Source organism: Marinobacterium maritimum, from assembly GCF_039523155.1.
Lineage (GTDB): Bacteria > Pseudomonadota > Gammaproteobacteria > Pseudomonadales > Balneatricaceae > Marinobacterium > Marinobacterium maritimum.
Genome location: NZ_BAAAET010000002.1, coordinates 491,137 through 511,319 on the forward strand (window position 1 = coordinate 491,137; position 20,183 = coordinate 511,319).

Annotated in this window: 17 protein-coding genes; 12 read left to right on the forward strand and 5 right to left on the reverse strand. The window is 53.1% G+C overall.

What is annotated here, in order from left to right; all coding sequences use genetic code 11:
- Nucleotides 1-85: 85 nt before the first annotated feature.
- Nucleotides 86-1,102, forward strand: a complete 1,017-nt coding sequence (locus tag ABD013_RS08680; protein ID WP_343804905.1) for an AraC family transcriptional regulator — start codon at nucleotides 86-88, stop codon at nucleotides 1,100-1,102.
- A gap of 470 nt (nucleotides 1,103-1,572) precedes the next feature.
- Here ABD013_RS08680 and ABD013_RS08685 read toward each other — a convergent pair whose 3' ends face one another.
- Both ABD013_RS08685 and ABD013_RS08690 read right to left on the reverse strand, forming a co-directional pair.
- Nucleotides 1,573-2,028 carry a MaoC family dehydratase gene (locus ABD013_RS08685; RefSeq protein ID WP_343804907.1) on the reverse strand — a complete coding sequence of 152 codons (456 nt, stop codon included), beginning with the start codon at nucleotides 2,026-2,028 and terminating at the stop codon, nucleotides 1,573-1,575.
- 111 nt (nucleotides 2,029-2,139) lie between these two features.
- Complete coding sequence (locus ABD013_RS08690) at nucleotides 2,140-3,294, reverse strand: hypothetical protein (protein WP_343804909.1); 1,155 nt, start codon at nucleotides 3,292-3,294, stop codon at nucleotides 2,140-2,142.
- 321 nt (nucleotides 3,295-3,615) lie between these two features.
- On the opposite strand from ABD013_RS08690, the gene ABD013_RS08695 reads away from it, so the two are divergent.
- The 8 genes from ABD013_RS08695 to ABD013_RS08730 all read left to right on the forward strand — a co-directional run bounded on the left by ABD013_RS08695 (nucleotide 3,616) and on the right by ABD013_RS08730 (nucleotide 14,604).
- Entirely contained in the window at nucleotides 3,616-4,833 is a 1,218-nt protein-coding gene (locus ABD013_RS08695) for a CaiB/BaiF CoA transferase family protein (RefSeq protein ID WP_343804910.1), read from the forward strand.
- 64 nt (nucleotides 4,834-4,897) lie between these two features.
- A complete protein-coding gene (locus ABD013_RS08700; protein WP_343804912.1) occupies nucleotides 4,898-5,674 on the forward strand; it encodes an enoyl-CoA hydratase-related protein in 777 nt (258 codons plus the stop codon).
- A gap of 235 nt (nucleotides 5,675-5,909) precedes the next feature.
- Entirely contained in the window at nucleotides 5,910-7,058 is a 1,149-nt protein-coding gene (locus ABD013_RS08705) for an alpha-hydroxy acid oxidase (protein ID WP_343804913.1), read from the forward strand.
- 555 nt (nucleotides 7,059-7,613) lie between these two features.
- Nucleotides 7,614-9,161 carry a DUF1302 domain-containing protein gene (locus tag ABD013_RS08710; RefSeq protein ID WP_343804915.1) on the forward strand — a complete coding sequence of 516 codons (1,548 nt, stop codon included), beginning with the start codon at nucleotides 7,614-7,616 and terminating at the stop codon, nucleotides 9,159-9,161.
- Nucleotides 9,162-9,198: 37 nt separating this feature from the next.
- Nucleotides 9,199-10,551, forward strand: coding sequence for a DUF1329 domain-containing protein (locus ABD013_RS08715; protein ID WP_343804917.1), 1,353 nt, complete (start codon nucleotides 9,199-9,201; stop codon nucleotides 10,549-10,551).
- 223 nt (nucleotides 10,552-10,774) lie between these two features.
- Nucleotides 10,775-11,959 (forward strand): WD40/YVTN/BNR-like repeat-containing protein, encoded by a 1,185-nt coding sequence (locus ABD013_RS08720; RefSeq protein WP_343804919.1) that lies wholly within the window; start codon nucleotides 10,775-10,777, stop codon nucleotides 11,957-11,959.
- Between the two features lie 2 nt (nucleotides 11,960-11,961).
- Nucleotides 11,962-14,406: an efflux RND transporter permease subunit gene (locus tag ABD013_RS08725; RefSeq protein WP_343804921.1), complete on the forward strand. Its 2,445-nt coding sequence runs from the start codon at nucleotides 11,962-11,964 to the stop codon at nucleotides 14,404-14,406.
- A 27-nt stretch (nucleotides 14,407-14,433) separates the two neighbouring features.
- On the forward strand, nucleotides 14,434-14,604 hold the full coding sequence (locus ABD013_RS08730) for a hypothetical protein (RefSeq protein WP_343804922.1): 171 nt from the start codon (nucleotides 14,434-14,436) through the stop codon (nucleotides 14,602-14,604).
- 76 nt (nucleotides 14,605-14,680) lie between these two features.
- Here ABD013_RS08730 and ABD013_RS08735 read toward each other — a convergent pair whose 3' ends face one another.
- Nucleotides 14,681-15,679, reverse strand: coding sequence for a helix-turn-helix domain-containing protein (locus ABD013_RS08735; RefSeq protein WP_343804923.1), 999 nt, complete (start codon nucleotides 15,677-15,679; stop codon nucleotides 14,681-14,683).
- 132 nt (nucleotides 15,680-15,811) lie between these two features.
- Between ABD013_RS08735 and ABD013_RS08740 the strand changes: the two genes are divergently transcribed.
- The 3 genes from ABD013_RS08740 to ABD013_RS08750 are packed head-to-tail and all read left to right on the forward strand — an operon-like array spanning nucleotide 15,812 to nucleotide 17,906.
- Nucleotides 15,812-16,330 carry a 2,4'-dihydroxyacetophenone dioxygenase family protein gene (locus tag ABD013_RS08740; protein ID WP_343804925.1) on the forward strand — a complete coding sequence of 173 codons (519 nt, stop codon included), beginning with the start codon at nucleotides 15,812-15,814 and terminating at the stop codon, nucleotides 16,328-16,330.
- Nucleotides 16,320-17,111: an SDR family NAD(P)-dependent oxidoreductase gene (locus ABD013_RS08745; protein WP_343804927.1), complete on the forward strand. Its 792-nt coding sequence runs from the start codon at nucleotides 16,320-16,322 to the stop codon at nucleotides 17,109-17,111. The genes ABD013_RS08740 and ABD013_RS08745 overlap by 11 nt, the downstream gene beginning before the upstream one ends.
- A 27-nt stretch (nucleotides 17,112-17,138) precedes the next feature.
- The gene (locus ABD013_RS08750) at nucleotides 17,139-17,906 is read left to right on the forward strand and encodes an SDR family NAD(P)-dependent oxidoreductase (RefSeq protein ID WP_343804929.1); all 768 of its coding nucleotides are present in this window, start codon (nucleotides 17,139-17,141) and stop codon (nucleotides 17,904-17,906) included.
- 62 nt (nucleotides 17,907-17,968) lie between these two features.
- On the opposite strand, the gene ABD013_RS08755 is transcribed toward ABD013_RS08750, so the two are convergent.
- Both ABD013_RS08755 and ABD013_RS08760 read right to left on the reverse strand, forming a co-directional pair.
- Entirely contained in the window at nucleotides 17,969-18,604 is a 636-nt protein-coding gene (locus tag ABD013_RS08755; protein WP_343804931.1) for a response regulator transcription factor, read from the reverse strand.
- Between the two features lie 6 nt (nucleotides 18,605-18,610).
- Nucleotides 18,611-20,131, reverse strand: a complete 1,521-nt coding sequence (locus tag ABD013_RS08760; protein WP_343804933.1) for an ATP-binding protein — start codon at nucleotides 20,129-20,131, stop codon at nucleotides 18,611-18,613.
- Between the last annotated feature and the right edge of the window lie 52 nt (nucleotides 20,132-20,183).

Sequence of the window (20,183 nt, forward strand, 5' to 3'; positions counted from 1 at the left end):
CCTGAATGGACAAATAAATTTGAGCTGCTACTACTGAATACTCGATATCAAGTAGCCTGTAGTCAGCAGGTGAAAGGAGAGGGTTATGAGCAGAGAGATTTATCTGGTTCGAAGTGAAGTCCTACTGGGCTTCGATGACCTGGTTCAAGAGCTAGGCGCTGACCCTGTACACTTCTATCGCCGTGCCGGCCTGAGTGCCGAGCTAATGGATAACCCAGACTATATGGTGCCTGTTACCAGTATATGTGCTTTGCTGAATATTGCGGCAAAGGAGTTGGGGCGAGATGACATAGGTCTGATGCTTGGCTACAGAAGGAAGGTGTTTCAGATTGGTCTGTTATGGCCGCTGGTTGCACATTGTCCCAGCGTAGGTCAGGCGTTAGAAGCGATCATGAAGCACCTTCATTTACACAACCGGGGAACTCTGTGGCAAGTGGACACAGAAGGTGATAGCGCCTTTCTTACACGTGCGGATCGAGTTTCCAGCGAGGTGTCTACCTTCCAGTGGGCAGTGTACAGCACTTGCGCCATGTTGAGCGGAATGAAAGTACTCTGTGGTAAAGATTGGCAGCCCTCGTCAGTCAGCTTTATTAACCCGTCTCCTGTTGATAGCCAACCTTACGATCAGTTCTTTGGTGTCAAAGTTGCGTTTGGTCGTGAGTTCAATCGGATTGTTTTTCCCGCCTCTGATCTGAGACGTGAGATTCTCCATCACAACAAAAACCTTTATAGCCAGCTTAGTAAGCAAATTCAGGCGCTAGAGGATGAATACGAACGCCAGGAGGGCTTTTGTGCAAAAGTGAAGCTGCTGATTGAACAACGTATACATACGATAGATTGTACTCAAACGGCTATCGCTGCGGTGTTGTCCATGCATCCCAAGGCGTTGCAAAGAGAGCTGAAGTGCCACGGCGTAACCTTTCGAGAGTTGAAGGCTGAGGTACGACTGGATATAGCGGAGCATTACTTAAAAGACTCGGCAATACCACTGACAACCATAGCGTATATATTGGGTTTTAGTGAATTAAGCAGCTTTTCTCATGCATTCAAAAACCGTCACCATGTTTCACCGGCGGTTTGGCGAGAAAAAGTAAAACACTAATTCAAGGCCGAACAACGATACTTGCCCATCCAGCTGGAGGTTTTCACAGGCTGTCTGAAGCTCAGGCATTTACGCAGCCTCTGAATTAATTGCTTCACCGCCTGACCGGCACCTTCATGACTAGACCTGTACCTTTCGCAAGGCACTGGCACAGCAGTCCATTTTAGTTTTTGTTCAGATAATCCCGCCAAGGCAACTGCCCCAGCAAGAATGTTTTAAATGGCGCATGCAGGCAGAGGCCTCGAAGGGGAGAGCCCTCGGCCTGCATGAGAGCGCCAAACTGGAAGACCAAATAGATATCGGCGTTCAGCCTTCCTATTCTTCACCGCTGGTACATTGACTGGGACATCGTTAATCTTGGGAAAGCTTTAGCCGTACTCGAATATCGGGTCCGCCAGAGCCGGGCCCGTACGTTCTGTGCTCTTCTGTATCTCGCGCACCGTTTGTATGTACGTTGCTGCCAGTGGGATTCACTCGCCGCTTCGTTTTTCAACGATAATGACATGTTCAGCATACATGACGACTTCGTCATGTTGGTTGGTTACCTCTTTCGCCTCGACTACCATTCCATGCCCCTTTTGGCTGGGGTGGTCTTCTTTCGACATAACAGTGATTTTGACCTTTATAGTATCCCCCGCAAAAACGGGTCTCGGGTAACGAATCTTGTTATAGCCGTAGGACATCCCGTGGGGACTTTGTACCTGAGAGGAAACGGAAAGGCCTATGGCGATCGCGAAGGTCATGGTGCCATGTGCAATTATTTTTTCGAACGGTTGTGTCTTGCAAAATTCGGCATTGGTGTGATGGGGCATGAAGTCACCTGAATGCCCGGCGTGAAAAACGATATCGGCTTCAGTGATGGTTCTGGCTGGAGTGAGACGGGATGAGCCGATCTCGAAATCTTCAAAAAACTCTGGTGTATTCATGTTGATTTCCTTCCGGAAGAGCTTGGATGATCGAACAAGAGGAAAGGGTCACCCCTTTGCTCTTGTCAGGGTTTCCTGTGGGACGTCAATAACAGGTCTGACTCCCTATAATCAGGAAAGCAAACCTTTTTTCTCCAGGCAGTAGAGTGCTTCCATCAAATAAAAATCGCCCCAGATGAGCTCATTCTTGTGCGCAACTTTTTTCCTGCCGTTCATGCAACCGTCAAGCAGCATGCCTACAGGGCGATCATCGTGCTTGTCGATAGGTGTCAGGTGTTTGCATAGGTTCTCAAGCATAGGCTCAAGGCAATCGGTAAAGGGTTTGGCTTCTTCCGGCAATGGATCCAATACTGCGAGGCGAGCCAGCGCAGAGCAAACGATGGCGGAAGCCGAGGTATCTAGAGGTGCGTCGGGGCTGGGATCGTCGAAGTCCCAAGGCGGCACATCGGCACCCACTTTATTCCACCAGTAGTCAAACAGCTTTTTCGCAGTTCGCAGGTAGTGAGTATTGTGAGTATGCTCGTAGGCCCACAAGCTGCCGGCGATGGCCCAAGATTGACCACGTGACCAGCAAGAATCATCGGCATATCCAAGCAGGGTTGGGATTTCACCGATCAGTTCACCGGTTTCCCAATTGAACATGATGTTCTCGATCGTAGAGCCATCGTCACGAATGAAGTGGTTTTCCAGAACCTTGTGCATCCTCTCGGCACCCACCAGGAAAGTTTCGTCGCCGGTTTCCTTCCAGGCCCACCAATCCAGGATGAGCGCTGGATGGACGTTGTCCACGCAGACGGTATTGCGGGACAGGGCGCCTTTGACCACCTCGTCGGCAAATTCAACGGCACCCAGAACCTGGCACTGACTGCCTACAGGCATTGCGCCGTTGCCTTTGTTGGCGCTGGAGCGCATTGCCCAAGCCGCGGCAAGGGCTAGCGTGCGCATGTTTTCGTCACCGGTTGCGCCATAAAGCCGTGCCGCTGAATAGGCAAAACGGTGACCACGGAACATGTCATCCAGCTCCAGTTTGTAGCGAACGGTCTCGGTGCGGCGAAGCGCCTCTTCGATTAGCTCTGGACGATCAAGCAGTTCTCCGGTCATGCGCAGCATGTCTATCCAGTGGCCTTCGACCCAGTCGCCAGTGGCAACGGTATTCCACTTGCCTGTTTCAGGGTCTGCATTATGCGCCCAGGCATCACCTATTTGTTCACGGGTGCTCAATACACGCTGACACAGCAAGTCTAGCGCTTGTGCTCGATCGGCCATAAATTCCTCCAGGCTAGGGTTTGAAGTTTGCCGTTTTAGAATTACGCCACTCGTGAAACTCTTGCTTGTTGTAAATGGACAGACTGTAAAAGGGATATGTTTAGGTGCATTAATGCTTTTTCATATTTAAGTTGTCCATTTAGAACAAGCGAGGCCTTCTCCAGTGAAGTAACAATAAGGCATAAACCTTGCCAATAGTGCTCTTTTGAGCAGCGATAACTATAGGTGGTCGGCGAAACATTGTTTGTTTCTGTCATTATTCAGCTTGGTGCATCGTTGCTTAACGAGTAGCCCAGACTGCCAACAGCTAAGGAGTTGGATATGCCTAGCCTTCTGGAAGGAATTAAAGTAGTCGAACTCGCCTCTTATGCCGCAGGCCCATCGGCAGGGGTGATCCTCTCGGACTTTGGTGCTGATGTTATTAAAATTGAGCCACTTACCGGGGACCCATGGCGTTACGGTCACTTAATACCTCCCTTGCCATCCAGTGATATTGCTTATTGCAATCTGATCCAGAATCGAAACAAAAAGTCTGTTGCGCTTGATATGAAAAAAGCTGAAGCGCAACAAGTGTTCTATAAATTGGTTGAATCAGCTGATGTTTTGTTGTCCAACTGCCTCCCCAGTGTCGCTGAAGACTTGAACGTACAATATGAAAAGATCAAAGCAATCAATCCTCGTATCATCTATGCGCAAATTAATGGTTATGGCGAAGGAGGCGATGAGGATAATGCGCCGGGTTACGATGGCACCGGCTGGTATGCGCGATCAGGTTTGATGGAAACACTTAGAGCAAAAGATGGCGACCCGGTCCCGATCCCACTTGGAATGGGTGACATGTCCACCGCTACCGCGCTTTTTGCTTCTATTATGGCAGGGCTCTACCGCCGTGAAACGACTGGTGAAGGCAGTAAAGTTACTACGTCACTGATAGAAAATGGCGTGTGGTCAAACGCGATATCTATCCAGTCGGAGCTGATTGGCGCTGGCTCGTTACCGAAATTTGCACGAGAAGATTGGCCGCAGCCGACAGTAAATGCGATCTATAAAACAAAAGATGGTCGACACATTATTATCATCCAGTTGAATGATCGTGTATTGAATGACATGTATGAGGTGATTGGTGCAAATCACCTGATCGGGGATGAGCGCTTCAAGGATCACGTAAACCGGTATAAAAATCATAAAGCGTTGTTCAATGATATTCAGGCCGCCATCATCAAAATGAACCTTGATGAGGTAGTCGAAGCGCTTACGTCAGTGCGTGTTACCTTCTCGATCGTCAAACAAACTCGGGAATTGCCGAATGACCCTCAGGCGAATGCTATCGGCCTCTGGCCGGAGGTTGAAGGCATGGCAGGCGTGCGCACCGTTAACAGTCCGATCAATGTGAGTGGGGCGGAGAAAGTAAAGCCCAGGCCTGCGCCCGAGCTGGTTGGCAGCGACACTGCTGCAGAACTCAAATTGATTGGATACAGCGACGAAGAGATCCAGCGGCTGGCGGCGGCACAAGTGATTGGTGTAGCCGGTTTAAGCTGATAGCAATTGCCACTGTCGGTTTAAGAGCGTAGCTGTCAGTGATGTGTAACATGGAGCACTCTATATGTCTGACTATCAATTTATCCTGACCGAGCGAGTGGCTAAGGTCGGTATCGTGACCATGAATCGCCCCAGGCAGATGAATGCAATCAACGAGATTCTCACGCACGAGCTGGTTGATGCGCTCAAATTTTTTGATCAAGACGACAGTATTGGCTGCATCATCGTGACCGGTAATGAGAAATGCTTTGCTGCTGGTGCCGATCTGAAACACATCGCAAGTCTCGAATTCGCCGATGCCTATCGAAATGATTTTGCAGCGTCGATTGACGGCGTTGTGTCAATACGTAAGCCAATTATTGCTGCCGTTTCGGGAATTGCCTTTGGCGCTGGCACAGAGCTGGCACTGATGTGTGACGTTATTCTTGCGGCAGAAAGTGCGCAATTCAGTTTGCCCGAAGTGACGTTGGGGGTTATTCCTGGCGCAGGTGGCACGCAGCGCCTGTCGGACCGGATCGGCAAGGCCAAGGCAATGTATTACATCCTGAGTGGGCGGCCTATGCCGGCCGTTGAGGCCGAAAGAATCGGCCTGATAACGCAGGTTTTCTCCGACGATCGATTGATGGACGAGGCACTGACGCTGGCCACGGCGATTGCCGATAATCCTCGACTCGCCGTATTGGCCGGCAAAGAAACCGTAAACCAGGTGGCCGAGATGCCACTGGCTGAAGGCTTGCGGGTAGAACGCCGGCTGTTTCACGGACTCTTCGGTACCCCGGATCAGAAGGAAGGGATGGCGGCTTTCACTGAACGACGCAAGCCGAACTTTAATCAGTATTGATTGGGTATTTCATGCCTGATGTCTGTGTGCAGACTGATTGAAGCGGGTGTTGAAACTTAATTTGCTGTACCTGGAGGCTGGCGCCCAGGGTAGCTGCAGCTCGCTATCATGACCTGGTTACTGAATAAAAATCTTCTCGAACGCATATCTGGCAGCAATGACTGAGTGGCCTGAAGTGCGGTCACCGAGACTGCCCGGATAGTGCTGGTCGTCAGTTGAGAATGAGTGCAATCAAATGGCTAGTAATAACGATGATATGAATCGCTGCTTAAATATCGCCGATTTAAATCGGCGCGCAAAGCGGCGTTTGCCGGTACCAATTTATAACTTTCTGGAGTGTGGAGCAGATGACCAGTACAGCTCCAGACATAACTGTGCTGCCTTTGATCAGTTGCAGATCAAGGCACGTTCACTAAGGGATACCAGCTGTGTCGATCTGCGTACAGCCGTGTTGGGCCAAGAGCTGGACTGGCCGGTGTTCCTATCTCCGGTGGGTATGACGCGTATGTTTCATCCCGATGGGGAGCTGGCCGCAGCAAGAGCGGCAGCCAATGCCGGTACTCTATATACGGCTTCTACTTTTTCTTCCGTGAGCATGGAGCAGATCGCGGCCGAGACAAGTGGGCCAAAGATGTTTCAGACCTATGTGCTGGCAGATCCGGTACTCAGTCAGGAAATCATTGATCGCGCCAAGGCTGCAGGCTATCCGGCCATGTGCTTAACCGTAGATAGTATCGTCGGCGGTAACCGTGAAGAGGTGATTCGTAGTGGAATGTCGATTCCACTTAAGCTGACACTGAAATCTGCGTTTCAGTTTGCCTGTAAACCGGCTTGGGTGTCGAATTATCTGAGGGGGGATAAGTGGCAGTTGGCAAACTTCGTAAATGCAAAATCACCGGCTGGCGCACACTATGGCCTGCTGGAGCCCAGGCAGAGTTGGGAGCACGCCCAACACATGATTGAGCAATGGCAAGGCCCGTTTGCGATAAAGGGAATAATGAGCGGTGAGGATGCAAAGCGAGCCGTTGAGATCGGCGCCACAGCCGTGATTATTTCCAATCACGGCGGCAGACAATTGGATGCAACGCCAGCACCGATCGAGCTTGTGCGTGAAGTAAGAGAGGCGGTTGGGCCGGATATTGATGTAATTGTCGATGGTGGTATACGACGCGGTACCCACGTGCTTAAGGCGCTGGCAATGGGGGCGACGGCCTGCAGTGTCGGTCGGCCCTATCTCTATGGTTTGGCCGCTGGCGGGCAGGCTGGCATCGAGCGGGCGCTTGCGCTGCTACGCAGCGAGCTAGAGCGCAACATGGTCCTGGCAGGTTGTAGCGGTATAACTGATATTAATGCGAATTTGCTGCGCCGCGCTGGATTTAATTGACAGTTGATACCGGTCTTGACCTGCAGTTCATCTATGGGTTGATCGACCATGCATTATAGTGACTGCTTCCACGCTGCATGCGCAGATTTTCCGCTAAGTGTAAATCAAAAATCTCGGTTTAAACGCTGTCCATTCATAGCAAGCAAAAATTCTGTTAATCGACAATATTAGAACTGGTTCCGGGGGATTAAAAAACCAAATAGTGGAGGTCCCTCTATTTCCGTGGCCTATTTGTGGAGAAGTTGAAGATCTGGACAAGTCTGGATAACTGTAAGCTTCTACTTAATCGAACACCATTAATAATCATTCGTTCTCCATGTGTTGAGAAAGTTTATGAATGTAAATCTAATCGGCAGACCCTTTGGGGGGGATTATTACATTGGTTTCGGAGGCGCTTACTTGGTCACGGAATACCACTGGGTGAGTACATAGAGGCTCGCTATCGTCTGTTAATGAACCGTTCCTCCGTGGCATGGCTCAATCAATAGTCACGTCTACGGTAAGAAAAATAACAACATAGATTCCACCTATGGATATCCGTAGAAGGTAGTACCAATGAAGAAAAATATAAAAATAAAGAAAAATAAAAAAGTAATGGTGGTAATGGCTATTCCTTTGTGTCTGGCCGCGTCTTCCAGTGTTCATGCTCTGAACTTTGCTTTGGGAGAGCAGGCTTCGTTGAACTGGGATACGACAGTACGTTACACCGCAGCTCAGCGAATTGCTGATCAAGACGACAGGTTGCTCTCTAACGTTAACGGTGACGACGGTAATCGCGCATTTGATCGTTATAGCTTGATCAAAAACAGATTTGATGTGATTACCGAAGCCGATTTGAACTTTGGTGAAGTCGGTCCGTTTTACGATCTAGGGGCTTTCGCTCGTGCCCGTGCCTGGTACGACGGAGTTTATAACAGGTCGAATGACCATGATTCGCCTGCTACCAGTAACAACGTATCGGTTCCTTTTAATGAGTTTACCGAGGCGACCCGGAAGCAGCATGGTGATGATGTAGAGATGCTGGATTACTTTGTCTATGCAGGTGCCGATCTGGCAGGGCATGACACTACCTTGCGGGTCGGTAGCCAGGCGCTGAACTGGGGGGAAACATTGTTCCTGCTCGGCGGCGTTGCAACTTCTCAGGGGCCGGTCGATGCCACTGGCTTCAACCAGCCGGGGTCAGAGCTCAAAGAGCTTTTTATGCCGGTTGAGCAGGTGGCTTTCCAAACCTCGCTGACCGATAGCATTTCTGTTGAGGCGTACTACCAATGGGAGTGGGAGAAGCATCGTCTGGATGCTGCTGGTAGTTATTTCTCCACCGCAGACATCATTGATGCTGGCGGCGAAAGCCTGATATTGGCCCCGGGGGTTGCCTTCGGGCGCGGTGATGACCAGAGCGCGAAAGACAGTGGCCAATGGGGTGTCGCGGTCCGATTCCTGGTAGAAGAGTTGGCGGGCACGGAGTTTGGCCTGTATTACATCAACTATCACGACCAGCTTCCACAAGTGACGCTGGATATGGCCAACGGCCAATATTTCCTGGATTACGCGGAAGATGTGCATCTGTGGGCGGCAAGCTTTGGGACGGTCATCGGAAGCACCAATGTTTCAGGTGAGATCAGCTATCGGGAAAACGCGCCTGTTGGCGTTAAAGACGTGGCCAACCCCTTTGCCTGGGATCGCGCGGAGCTGATGCACTACTCGCTATCCGCCATTCATATCTTTGGCGCCAACTCGCTGATGGATAACCTCAGCATTACCGCCGAACTGGGGGCCGATCATGTGCTCGATAAGAGTAATGAGGAGCTGTCCAAGGATAAATTCGCCTACGGTTACGCGCTAACGCTCAAGCCGACCTGGTTTGAAGCGCTTCCCGGTCTTGATGTCAATCTGCCTATCAGTCTTTCTCAAGGGGTGAACGGTGATTCCGCGATGGGTGGGTCTTTTGTTGAAGGTAGTAACAAGGTTGGAGTTACGCTTGATTTGCTATATCAGCAGAAGTACCAGGCTCAACTGGGGTACGTTAATTATTTCGGCGGTGCCAGCAGCAATTCCAAAAATGACCGCGATTACATCAGCTTAGCCCTGAAGTATGCGTTCTGAAACACCTGAAAATTCTAAAAAATAGTGGGATAACATCATGCGCAATAAGTTGATGATTATTGGTGGTGCGGTGCTGATGGGGTTAAGTTCAGCCCAGGCTGCGGTTCCGGTGGATGAAGCTGAGAAATTGAAATCGACTCTGACTCCATTTGGGGCCGAGCGTGCAGGCAATGCGGAAGGGACTATCCCCGAGTGGACAGGCGGTTTGTCTGCAGCTCCGGCAGGTTATAAGGCAGGCGATTGGATGCCCGATCCTTTCGCCGACGAAAAACCGTTGTTTACCATTACTGCCGAGAACTATGCACAATATGCTGACAAGCTAAGCCCCAGCCAGATCGATGCGTTCAAGCGTTACCCGGATCAAATAAAGATGAATGTCTATCCGACCCATCGTACTGCGGCTGCACCGAAATGGGTTGTGGAAAATACGTACAATAATGCTTTGAATGCTCAGCTTAATGAGTCAGGAACGGGCGTGAATGGTGCGTGCGCGGGGATTCCTTTCCCGATTCCAAAAAACGGTAGTGAAGTGATTCAGAACCATCTGTTGCGCTGGAAAGGTAAAGCGCTGCACATGCAATACACCAGTTTACAATCTTATATGCATGACCCCAGCCCCATAATATCTAATGAGGCCAATACGTTGTGGCAATGGCATTACTACGATCAGGATGCTGCCTGCTCTGATGGTCAGTTATTCTCTTTCTTCGTCACTTACAACTACCCGGCCCGGCGCAAAGGAGAAATAATCCTGATAAATGATGCCATGGATGCCGCCGCTACTCCGCGTCAGGCTTGGCAATACATTCCGGGGCAGCGTCGCGTACGTCGCGCGCCTACAGTTGCTTACGATACGCCGGATAGCAGTATCTTCACCTATGACGATGCTTACCTCTACAACGGCGCGCCTGATCGTTATGACTGGAAGCTCGTTGGGAAAAAAGAGATGTACATTCCTTACAACGGCTACGACCTGGTGAGCGCTTATGGAACAGGCAAGCTAACAAAGGAAGATGCCATCGCGTCTGATCCCAAGGATTTGTGGCGTTGGGAGCTTCATAGGGTATGGGTTGTTGAAGCGACGCTTAAAGAAGGAACGCGCCACATCTATGCCAAGCGTACCTTCTATATCGATGAAGATACCTGGAATATTTCGCTAACTGAAAAGTATGACGGCAAAGGTGAGCTTTGGCGCTATACCTGGGCTAATGTTTACCAGGCGTTTGACCCCAGCCTTCAAGGCTCGTTCGCCAGACCAAATATGGCTTTTGATGTTGAATCAGGTCAATTCGTTTGGAATTACATTGATACTCACCCGCTCGCAGGGATAGAGCCGCAGGATAAGAGTTTCTACACGCCTCAGAGTTTACGTAAGCAGGCTAAACGCTAACCTGTAAAGACTAAACGGATGGGCAGATGGTCAACCCAACTGTTTGCTCATCCCCCAACCTATAAGCGCACTGATACTTATTCATAATTTTTCATCCATGTTTCAATACTAATGCAACTGCAAATATCCTCTAATTATATTGATGCAATCCCAGTGGAGTTATTGAAAATAACATCTGTTCCATTGGTCGATAATAAAAAGAAATTGTTAGTCAGAGGTTCCTATGTTGTTCCAAGAGTTAGTGTCTCCAATAAATAAGAAATATATTCGGAAATTAAAAATTCTTTATAGACTTAAAAAGGTAGTTTTGCTTGCTCTTCTTTGCAGTATGGAAGCCAGTGCTTTTGAAGACCCGCTAAGTTTTCCGGCGATCCAAGTGCCTTTAGCTTCGCAATCGCTATTGCTGGATGTAGCACTCTCCAAAAGCAGAATCGTTGCAGTGGGGGAGCGGGGGCATATTGTGTACTCTGAAGATAACGGAAAGACCTGGCAGCAGTCGGATGTCCCAGTGCGCGTTATGCTCACCGCAGTCACTTTCCCGGGAGAAGGTGCCACGGGGTGGGCCGTCGGGCATCAGGGTGTCATCCTCGTGAGTCGAGATGGCGGCTTGTCCTGGAGCAAACAGCTTGATGGGCATCAAGCACATCAGCTTATGGTCGATGCGTTTTCGACGGCAGTGGATGAAAAGGCTGCCGAGCTTGAGTCTGCGGCTGAAGCTGACTCTGGGCGACTGCAGGAGGAGCTGGAAAACTTCGAGTTCATGCTCGATGACTCCATATCGTTTGTGGAAGAAGGCCCGGTTCGTCCCTTTATCGATGTGTGGTTTCGTAATGCCTTGGAGGGTATTGCGGTGGGGGCATTCGGCCTGATTGTGCGCACCGATGATGGTGGCCAGAGCTGGTATAGCCCGGCGGCGTCACTCAGCAACGCTGAGGCGCGCCACTACAACGCCATTGATGCCAGTGGGAATACTGTCTTTATCGTCGGTGAGTCGGGGCATATTCAGCGTTCCGTCGATGGCGGACACACCTGGGGGACAGTTGAGTCTCCCTATGAAGGCTCCTATTTCGATGTTGTTATTCAGGGGAGCCGTGTGTTGCTGTTGGGGCTGCGTGGCAATGCATTTATCTCTGACGATAACGGTGACTCCTGGTCCACAGTCGATACCTCAACAACCGCAAACCTGTCGAAAGGAGTCGTCCTTGATGACGGCCGCTTTGTCGTTTCGCAATATGCACCGCAATTACTGCTCTCGAATGAGACAAGTACGGGCTTTAGTGCGCTTCCCCGGTTTGTCGAAGGCGCTATTTCCTCCTTTTTGATAGCCCCCCAGGGTTCCATTATCACCGTCGGTACTAGAGGTGTAATGGCCCATGGCGACCAGAACCTTTCTTTCGAGGTGAGATAACAATGAACCAGAATCAAAGCCTGACACCTCCTGAGAATAAAGCACCGTTGGTCGAACGCATGGTATTTGGCAATCGACCACTCGTACTGCTCATATTTACCCTATTAACCGTTTATTTTGGCTACCACGTGATGCAGTTGCGCCCGGTGGCTAGCTTCGAGCGAATGATTCCGGTCTATCACGAATATGTTCAAGCCTATTTAAAGCATAGTGATAAGCTCAAAGGACTGAGTAATACGGTCCGTATTGTCGTCGAAACCACAGATGACGATATTTTTAACAAGGAATACATAGAAACCTTACGCAAAATTCACGATGCCACCTTCTTTATGCACGGTGTCGATCGCCAGAATATGCTCTCTCTCTGGGCGTCAGCTGTACGTTACAAGGAGGTCACAGAAGAGGGGTTTGCAGGTGATACGGTGATGCCGAGTGACTTCGATGGTACTGCCGAATCATTGCAGCAACTCAGGAAGAATATTGAAACCGCAGGCCTTGTCGGATCGATGGTCGCCAATGACTTCAAGTCCACTACGCTAGTGGTGCCATTGATAGAGTACGACACTGAGGCTAAAAAGCCGCTTGATTATCACGAGTTTAGCCAAGAGCTCGAAGAGCAGATTCGTGATAAATTTCAAAACGATCATATCAAGATACATATCACCGGGTTTGCCAAACTCGTCGGCGACCTGATTGACGGTGCTACACGTGTCGGCCTGTTTTTCCTCATTGCGTTTACTATTCTGCTGGGGCTGCTGTGGGTCAACTCACGTTGCTGGCGCAGTACCCTGTCACGTGCAGTATCGTCGATCATCGCGGTAATTTTGCAGATGGGCATCTTGCATGCGCTGGGCTTTGGGCTTAACCCCTACTCAATGCTGGTACCGTTTTTGATGTTCGCCCTTGGTGTCAGTCACGGTATCCAGATGTTCAATACAGTCGTGCACAAATTAATGGCGGGGCATGACAAGGTCACGGCCGTTCGGCAGGCCTATCGTGAGGTTTATCTCCCCGGCCTGTCGGCATTGTTTACCGACGGTGTGGGATTTGCCCTGCTATTTATTATCGCCATCGGGGTGATCCAGGATATAGCAGTTGGTGCAACCATCGGTGTGGCGGTTGTGGCCCTGTGTGACCTGTGTTTGCTCCCGGTGCTGATGAGCTATACCGGGGTCAGTCGCAAAGCCGTCAAAAAGCTGGAACGAATTGAAAAGGAAGAAACGAGCGCACTCTGGTCGAGAGTTGCTCTGGTGACCAAGCGCCCTTATGCAAGTGCTGTATTGGCGGCGACAGCCATCCTGTTTGCCGGTGCCTCTTACGTGAGGATGGATCTCAAGATCGGTGACCTGGACCCGGGTGCTCCCGAGTTACGATCGGACTCGCGTTACAACACCGATAACGCCTATATCATTGAGCACTATTCAACCAGTAGCGACCTGTTTGTGGTCATGGTTGAAAGTGCGAATGACAAGTGCACTGATTACCGTACGCTGGTAGAGATTGACCGGTTGCAATGGCGGTTGAAAAACACTCCAGGGGTTCAGTCGACGCAATCGATCGCGGATTTCACCAAAAACTTTCATGCCGGCATGAGTGAAGGGGCTCTGAAATGGAAGGCACTGTCACGTAGTGACCAGTTCCTCGGTTATACCGCAACGAGAGCACAGCCCGAATGGACTACCATCGAATGCAACTTCAGCCCGATCAAAGTGTACTTGACTGACCATAAAGCGGAGACGTTGGAGCGAGTGGTCGAGGTGGTCAATACGTTTAATCAGAGCGTTGAGCTCGAGGGCGTCAAGTTCCTGTTAGCGGCAGGTAACGCAGGTATTGAAGCCGCCACCAACCATGAGGTTGAGCGTGCTCATTTGCTGACGACTTGGGTTGTTTACATCACGGTCATATTCGTATGTATCGCAACATTTCGCAGTATCCGTGCTGCCATATGCATCGTTGTGCCGTTGTATATTACGTCCGTATTGTGCGAAGCCCTCATGACAAAAATGGGAATTGGCATAAAAGTCGCCACACTGCCGGTTATCGCGGTCGGCGTTGGTATTGGTATCGATTATGGCATCTATATCTATAGCAAGATGAAAGAGTGGCTTGATAGGGGCTACGATGTTCATCGAGCCTATATTGAAACACTTAAAACGACCGGCAGAGCTGTCGCTTTTACCGGTGTGACACTCGGTGTTGGTGTTGCCACTTGGACATTTTCACCGATAAAGTTTCAGGCCGATATGGGGCTATTGCTGACCTTCATGTTTGTCTGGAACATGGTAGGCGCCCTGTTAGTGCTACCCGCTTTGGCCTTTTTCCTGTTCAAGCCTTCAGCGAGGAAGTCTCCGCAGATTAAGAGGGCTTCAAATGGGGCTCAACTTGAACCAATGGCTACTGGTGCAGAGATGCCTCTGAAAGAGAGACTGACTGAACCGATGACCTGATTCTGGTTAATCCTAAGTGGAAGAGTGGTGAATACCGTCATAACACCGGCTTACTCTTCCAACGGTTCCAACGGTTCCAACGGTTCCAACGGTTCCAACGGTTCCAGCGCAGTGGCGAGCTGGAACCGTTTGGCCTGGAAGTCGATCTTCAATTTGGTCATCATGTGTGCGTTCGTCCTGCCACGGGCTTGCGATTGATGCCCCGTTCTTCGGTGGCTATCCAGCTTGTATAGTCCTTTGACGATCATGCCCATCACCCGTGTTCTCCATCGGGTCAGGTTTTTCCAACTTTCTTCTGCCACTGCTTCGGCGACAACCCCGTCCATTGTTTGAACTTGGTGCTGAAGACCGAGGCATCGGCGTAGCCGAGGTTCAGGGCCAGGTCTGTGACGCTCATGCTTTTTCGGCGCAGATGGTCTTCCGCAATTGTCTGGCGGATCTCGCGCATGATCTGTGTGTAACTGACGCCCTGTTCCTTGAGCTTGAGTTGCAGCATGCGTGGGTGCAGGTCCAGTGAGGCGGCGACCAGTTCCAGGCTGCAGTCGCCGCTGGCGAGCAGGGCGCTGGCGACCTGGCGTACCTGTTCTTCCAGGCTGGTGGGGAACTGCTCGCGCAGGAATTCGACGTGGCGTTTGATCGAGCTTGAAATGGCTGACGGGTACTGGCGGTTTTGCTGGGTCAGCAGCCGCGTGCTCAGGGTGATACCGCAGAAGGGCTGATCGAAGCGGATCTGTTTGTAGTCACTCGGGCGGCAGTCCTGCTGATAGGGCGCGGGGGCCGAGACCGAGATCTCGAAGTCATAGCGGGATAGCCCCGTAATCTCGGCGACAAAGTTGCACAGGTGGCCCAGGCTGAGCAGCTTCAGTTGGGTGATGCCGAGGGGCGTGGAGATATCAAAATCAAACACCACCTGGGTGGTGTCACCTGTGGATATCTGTCGGACATGAACGCCGGAGGCCTGCAGATAGAGCGCACTGCTGACCTTGCTCAGGGCATCGCCGATGGTGTGTGACTGGGCGGCAAACAGGGGCAGGGGGCCAAGGGATTCCAGCGGCTGGTGCTGCGCCAGCAGCAGGCCGAACAGGGGCTGTTGGCATTGCAGGGCGGTGCGTTCGAGCAGTTCCGCCAGCTTGCTGTAGGAGACGAAGAGGTCGGCGCCGTTGAACTGGGCGGGCACAAATCCCACCGAGCGCATCAGGCTGACGGGGTTTTGTCCCAGCTCGGTTACCAGCCGCTGGTAGCCGATGATGCTGTAGCTTTTGGCCAGATACATGGCAGTCCTGATCTTTTTATTTTTCGTAATTTATAAAATTTGATTCGTGAAAGATCAAGAATTGAGCCGGTAGTGGTCGTAGAGTGATCAAACACAGTCAGTCACCAACCATAAAAATAACGAGGTACTACCATGACTCTGCCAACTGCGATCAACAAACAGCACCGTCTGCTCTGCGTCCATACCGATGACATCGAACCGGTTGATGTCAGTGCCGCTCTCCCGGGCCTGAAGGTATGGCCGCTGTTCCTCGACTCTGAACAGGGCTACTGGATTCTGCGTGTTCAGTTCCAGCCGGGTACTCGCCTGCCGATGCATTTCCACACCGGCACCGTACATTTCTATCAGCTCAGTGGTGTCTGGAACTACGTGGAATATCCCGATGATGTACTGAAAGCGAACAGCTACCTGTACGAGCCGGGCGGCTCCATCCATACCTTCATGGTGCCGGATGATGCGACCGAACCGGCCGATGGTTTCATGGTGGTACAGGGCTCCAACGTTAACTTCACCGAGGAAGGCGAGTTCGTCAACGTGATGGATGCGGGCTGGATCGAGGAAGTGATCATCGAGTGCTGCAAGGCGCAGGGGCGTCCGGTACCGCGCTACATCAAGCCCAAGGCCAAGGCGGGTTTCAGCGATGTCGATTAATCTGGACGGCAAGATTGCCATCATCACCGGTGCCGCCAACGGCATCGGTGCCGAGATGGCGCGGGACTTCGAGCGCCGCGGTGCCAGGGTTTTCCTGACCGATGTGGCCGCTGAAGCCGGTGAGGCAACCGCGGCCGAGATCGGTGCCAACGCAGCCTTCATGCGCCACGACGTGAGTGATGAAGCCGGCTGGCCGGCGGTGTTCGACCAGTGCGAGGCGACGTTCGGCAAGGCCGATATTCTGATCAACAACGCGGGGATCGAGGTCACCTCCTTTATCACCGAATGTGAGCTGGACGATTTCCGCAAACTGATGGACGTGAATGTGGCGGGCGTGTTTCTCGGCATCAAGCATGGTCTGAAGTGGATGAGTGTGGCCAATGGCGGCAAGGGCGGGGCGATCCTCAACCTGTCGTCCATGTCGCATGTGATCTCCAGTCCTGGCTTTGGCCCCTATGGTGCAACCAAGTCGGCGGTCGACAAGCTGACCAAGGTGGCAGCCGTGGAGGCGGGCGCCCTGGGTGCCGAGGTGCGCGTCAACTGCCTGTATCCGGGCATCATCGCCACGGGCATGCAGGACAAGCTGGGACAGGATCTGCTGGAGATGGGCGTGTTCCCCGATGCGCAGGCGCTGCAGGAATATGTGATCGGCCGCACCCCGCTCAAGCGCACGGGTACTCCGGCCGACGTGGCCAAGGCCGCAGCCTACCTGTGCTCCGATGAGGCCGCGTTTATTACCGGTGTCGGCCTGAGCGTCGATGGCGGCATGGCCCTGGGATGACACCGAGCAGATAACGAGGAGATTCAGATGAGTCAGAAAGTAGCCTTGATCACCGGCGGCGCGTCGGGGATTGGTCTGGCCGCCGCAGATGCCCTGGCCCGGGCCGGGCATCATGTGGTACTGGCCGATATTCAGGCCGAGGCCGCTAATGCAGCGGTGGAAACGTTTCGCTCGCAGCAGTTGTCAGCATCCGCGGTGCAGCTGGATGTGAGCAGTGAAGAGACCTGGCGCTCGGCCATCGAGACGGTTGAGCGTGAGCAGGGCCGCCTGGATGTGCTGGTCAACAACGCGGGCATTGGCGAGGGGGGGACGCTGGAATCGACCTCTCTTGAGACCTTCAACCGGGTGATGGCGATTAACGTTAACGGCGTCTTCCTGGGGTGCAAATACGCCATTCCGCTGATGGAGCGCAGCGGTGGCGGTTCGGTCATCAACGTGAGTTCCATCTTCGGCATCGTCGCCGACCAGCTCACGGTGGCCTACTCGGCTTCCAAGGGCGCGGTACGGACCATGACCAAGGCGGTTGCGCTGGACTGTGCGAGCCGCAACAGCGGCGTGCGCGTCAACTCCATCCATCCGGGGTTCATTGAAACGCCGATGGTGATGGGCGCGGCTGCCGTGACACCGGCCGAAATCATCGAGCCCTATGTGGCGAGAACAGTGGGGCAGACCCCCATGGGGCGGTTCGGCCAGCCGGATGAGCTGGGTGATGTAATTGCCTTCCTGGCATCAGACGCTTCGCGTTTCATGACCGGTTCGGAAGTCACTGTGGATGGTGGTTTTACGGCGCGCTGATCCGCAGGCAGGAAGTCCAGCAAAAGGGGCAGTGAAAGCGCTGCCCCTTTTGGGTATTCGTTTTACTCTTCCACCGTCTCCACCAGACCCAGCGCAATGGCGATCTGGACCAGTTCGGCCAGTGAGTCGACCTTCATCTTGGTCATCATGTGGGCGCGGTGGCCTTCCACGGTCTTGCGGTTGATGCCCAGCTCGTCGGCCGCTTCCTGATTGGACAGGCCTTTGACGATCAGGCCCATCACCTGTTTCTCGCGGCGGGTCAGGCTGTCATAGCAGCCTTGCATGCGGGACTGGGCGCTTTTGCGCGCCATGCGTATGCGGTCCTTTTCCATCGCATTGTGCACATGATCGATCAGTACCTGGTCGTCGAATGGCTTCTCGATGAAGGTGAGCGCGCCTTGAGTCAGGGCAGTAACGGCCATGTCCACATTGCCGTGGGCGGAGATCATGATCACCGGCAGGTCGATCGCCAGCTCGGCGAGTTTCTTCTGCGCGTTGATGCCGCTCAGACCTGGCATGCGCACGTCCATCACGATGCAGCCGCTGGCGTCGCCCGGGTAACGGTCGATGAAGTCCAGCGCATTCTCGAAGGTGTCCACGGTCAGTCCGACGGACTCCAGCAGCCATTTCAGGGAGTCACGGACATCGGCGTCATCGTCGATGACGAATACCTTTTGAGCGTCTTGATCGGAGGTCATGCGTCTTCAGTTAACTGTGTTCACGGTGAATGAGAAGCGGCTGCCCGATTGTGGCAGGTTTTCCGCCCATAACTCGCCGCCCAGATTCTCCACCAAAGAGCGGCTGATGGCCAGTCCCATGCCCAGGCCGGTGCCCTTGGTGGAGTAGAAGCGCTCGAAAATGTGCGGCAGGTCCTGCTCGCGGATGCCGGGGCCTTCATCTTCCACGGTGATCAGCAGTTGGTTGCCGGCCTGAGGCTGCACCCGGACGTGGACGGTCTTGAGCTCATGTTCGGGGCCGGTATCCGAGGCTTCCAGCGCGTTGACCAGCAGATTCAGCAACACCTGTTCAAGCTGGATCTGGTCGCCGCGGACGGCGGGCAGGTTATCCGCCAGTTGGCAGATAATTCTGACGTTATGCCGCTCGGCAGTGGACTCGCAGAATTCGCAGATGCCGTTGACCAGGCTGGCGATATCCAGTTCGGTGACGCGGGGTTCCTGTTTGCGAGTGAAGTCCATCATCCGGTGGACAATCTCGCCGGCACGCAGCGCGGTGCTGATGCTGCGGGTGATGGGTGTTTCGATATCCTGCCAGGTCAGCGATTCGGTGCTGGCGAAGCGGCGCTCAATGCCGCGCAGGAAGCTGACCATCGCCAGCAGCGGCTGGTTGAGTTCGTGGGCGAGGCTGGAAGCCAGTTCGCCCATGGTGATCAGGCGGCTGGCGTGGTCGATCTCGGCCTGGTACTGCTTCATCTGCGCCTCGGCGGCTTTTTTCTCGCTCAGGTTGCGGGCCACCAGCGACAGGTATTCGATATCGCCATGCAGCGAGCGGTGTACCAGCAGCTCCAGCATCACCGGGATCAGGCCGCCGTCCCGGGTTTGCAGGTTAAGCTCGCCGCGCCAGCTGCCTTTTGCCTTGGCGGTGGGCAGGCCATCGGCCAGCAGGATTTGGAAGCCTTTCTGAGCCATCACCTGTTGCAGCGACAGTCGAGTGTAGTCGGTGTGTTCCAACTGCAGGCAGTGGCGCGCGGCTTCGTTAAGGTGGGCGATCTGCAGGTCCAGGTCGGCGAAGATCACCAGATCCTGGGTGCTTTCCAGCACCCGTGCTAGTCTCCGGTTGGCTCGATCGGCCTTGATCCGATGCGAGGCATCGCGGGACACCACCAGGATCTCCTTGATCTCGTGGGTCTCTGGATCGCGTATGGTGCGGCTGGTGCTCTCCAGCCAGGTGTAGTGGCCATCCTTGCAACGGAAGCGGTAGGTGTGGGTATACAGGCCGCGGTCATAAGTGACACTGGGAGCGCGGTCCTGAAAATCCTGAACGTCGTCCGGGTGGTAAAGGTCGTACGCCGACATGCCGACGATCTCCTCCACGGTGAAGCCCAACAGGTGGGTCACGGCGGGGGAGGCGTAGATGAAGCGCCAGTCATCGGGGGTATGGCGCGAGATCATGTCGGTGGACTGCTCGGCCATCTCGGCCAGCAGGCGGTTGCGCTCGGCATCGTCGCTCAGCGCGGAGCGGCCTTGTTCGGGCGTCAGGGGTTTCATCGGCGTTCCGGGCTCTGGGTGTGTCAGGCAGGATACAACACAGGCCAGCGGC

Coding starts and splice junctions, on each gene's coding strand:
- ABD013_RS08680 (WP_343804905.1), top strand. CDS start 86: ATGAGCAGAGAGATTTATCTGGTTCGAAGTGAAGTCCTACTGGGCTTC.
- ABD013_RS08685 (WP_343804907.1), bottom strand. CDS start 2,028: ATGAATACACCAGAGTTTTTTGAAGATTTCGAGATCGGCTCATCCCGT.
- ABD013_RS08690 (WP_343804909.1), bottom strand. CDS start 3,294: ATGGCCGATCGAGCACAAGCGCTAGACTTGCTGTGTCAGCGTGTATTG.
- ABD013_RS08695 (WP_343804910.1), top strand. CDS start 3,616: ATGCCTAGCCTTCTGGAAGGAATTAAAGTAGTCGAACTCGCCTCTTAT.
- ABD013_RS08700 (WP_343804912.1), top strand. CDS start 4,898: ATGTCTGACTATCAATTTATCCTGACCGAGCGAGTGGCTAAGGTCGGT.
- ABD013_RS08705 (WP_343804913.1), top strand. CDS start 5,910: ATGGCTAGTAATAACGATGATATGAATCGCTGCTTAAATATCGCCGAT.
- ABD013_RS08710 (WP_343804915.1), top strand. CDS start 7,614: ATGAAGAAAAATATAAAAATAAAGAAAAATAAAAAAGTAATGGTGGTA.
- ABD013_RS08715 (WP_343804917.1), top strand. CDS start 9,199: ATGCGCAATAAGTTGATGATTATTGGTGGTGCGGTGCTGATGGGGTTA.
- ABD013_RS08720 (WP_343804919.1), top strand. CDS start 10,775: ATGTTGTTCCAAGAGTTAGTGTCTCCAATAAATAAGAAATATATTCGG.
- ABD013_RS08725 (WP_343804921.1), top strand. CDS start 11,962: ATGAACCAGAATCAAAGCCTGACACCTCCTGAGAATAAAGCACCGTTG.
- ABD013_RS08735 (WP_343804923.1), bottom strand. CDS start 15,679: ATGTATCTGGCCAAAAGCTACAGCATCATCGGCTACCAGCGGCTGGTA.
- ABD013_RS08740 (WP_343804925.1), top strand. CDS start 15,812: ATGACTCTGCCAACTGCGATCAACAAACAGCACCGTCTGCTCTGCGTC.
- ABD013_RS08745 (WP_343804927.1), top strand. CDS start 16,320: ATGTCGATTAATCTGGACGGCAAGATTGCCATCATCACCGGTGCCGCC.
- ABD013_RS08750 (WP_343804929.1), top strand. CDS start 17,139: ATGAGTCAGAAAGTAGCCTTGATCACCGGCGGCGCGTCGGGGATTGGT.
- ABD013_RS08755 (WP_343804931.1), bottom strand. CDS start 18,604: ATGACCTCCGATCAAGACGCTCAAAAGGTATTCGTCATCGACGATGAC.
- ABD013_RS08760 (WP_343804933.1), bottom strand. CDS start 20,131: ATGAAACCCCTGACGCCCGAACAAGGCCGCTCCGCGCTGAGCGACGAT.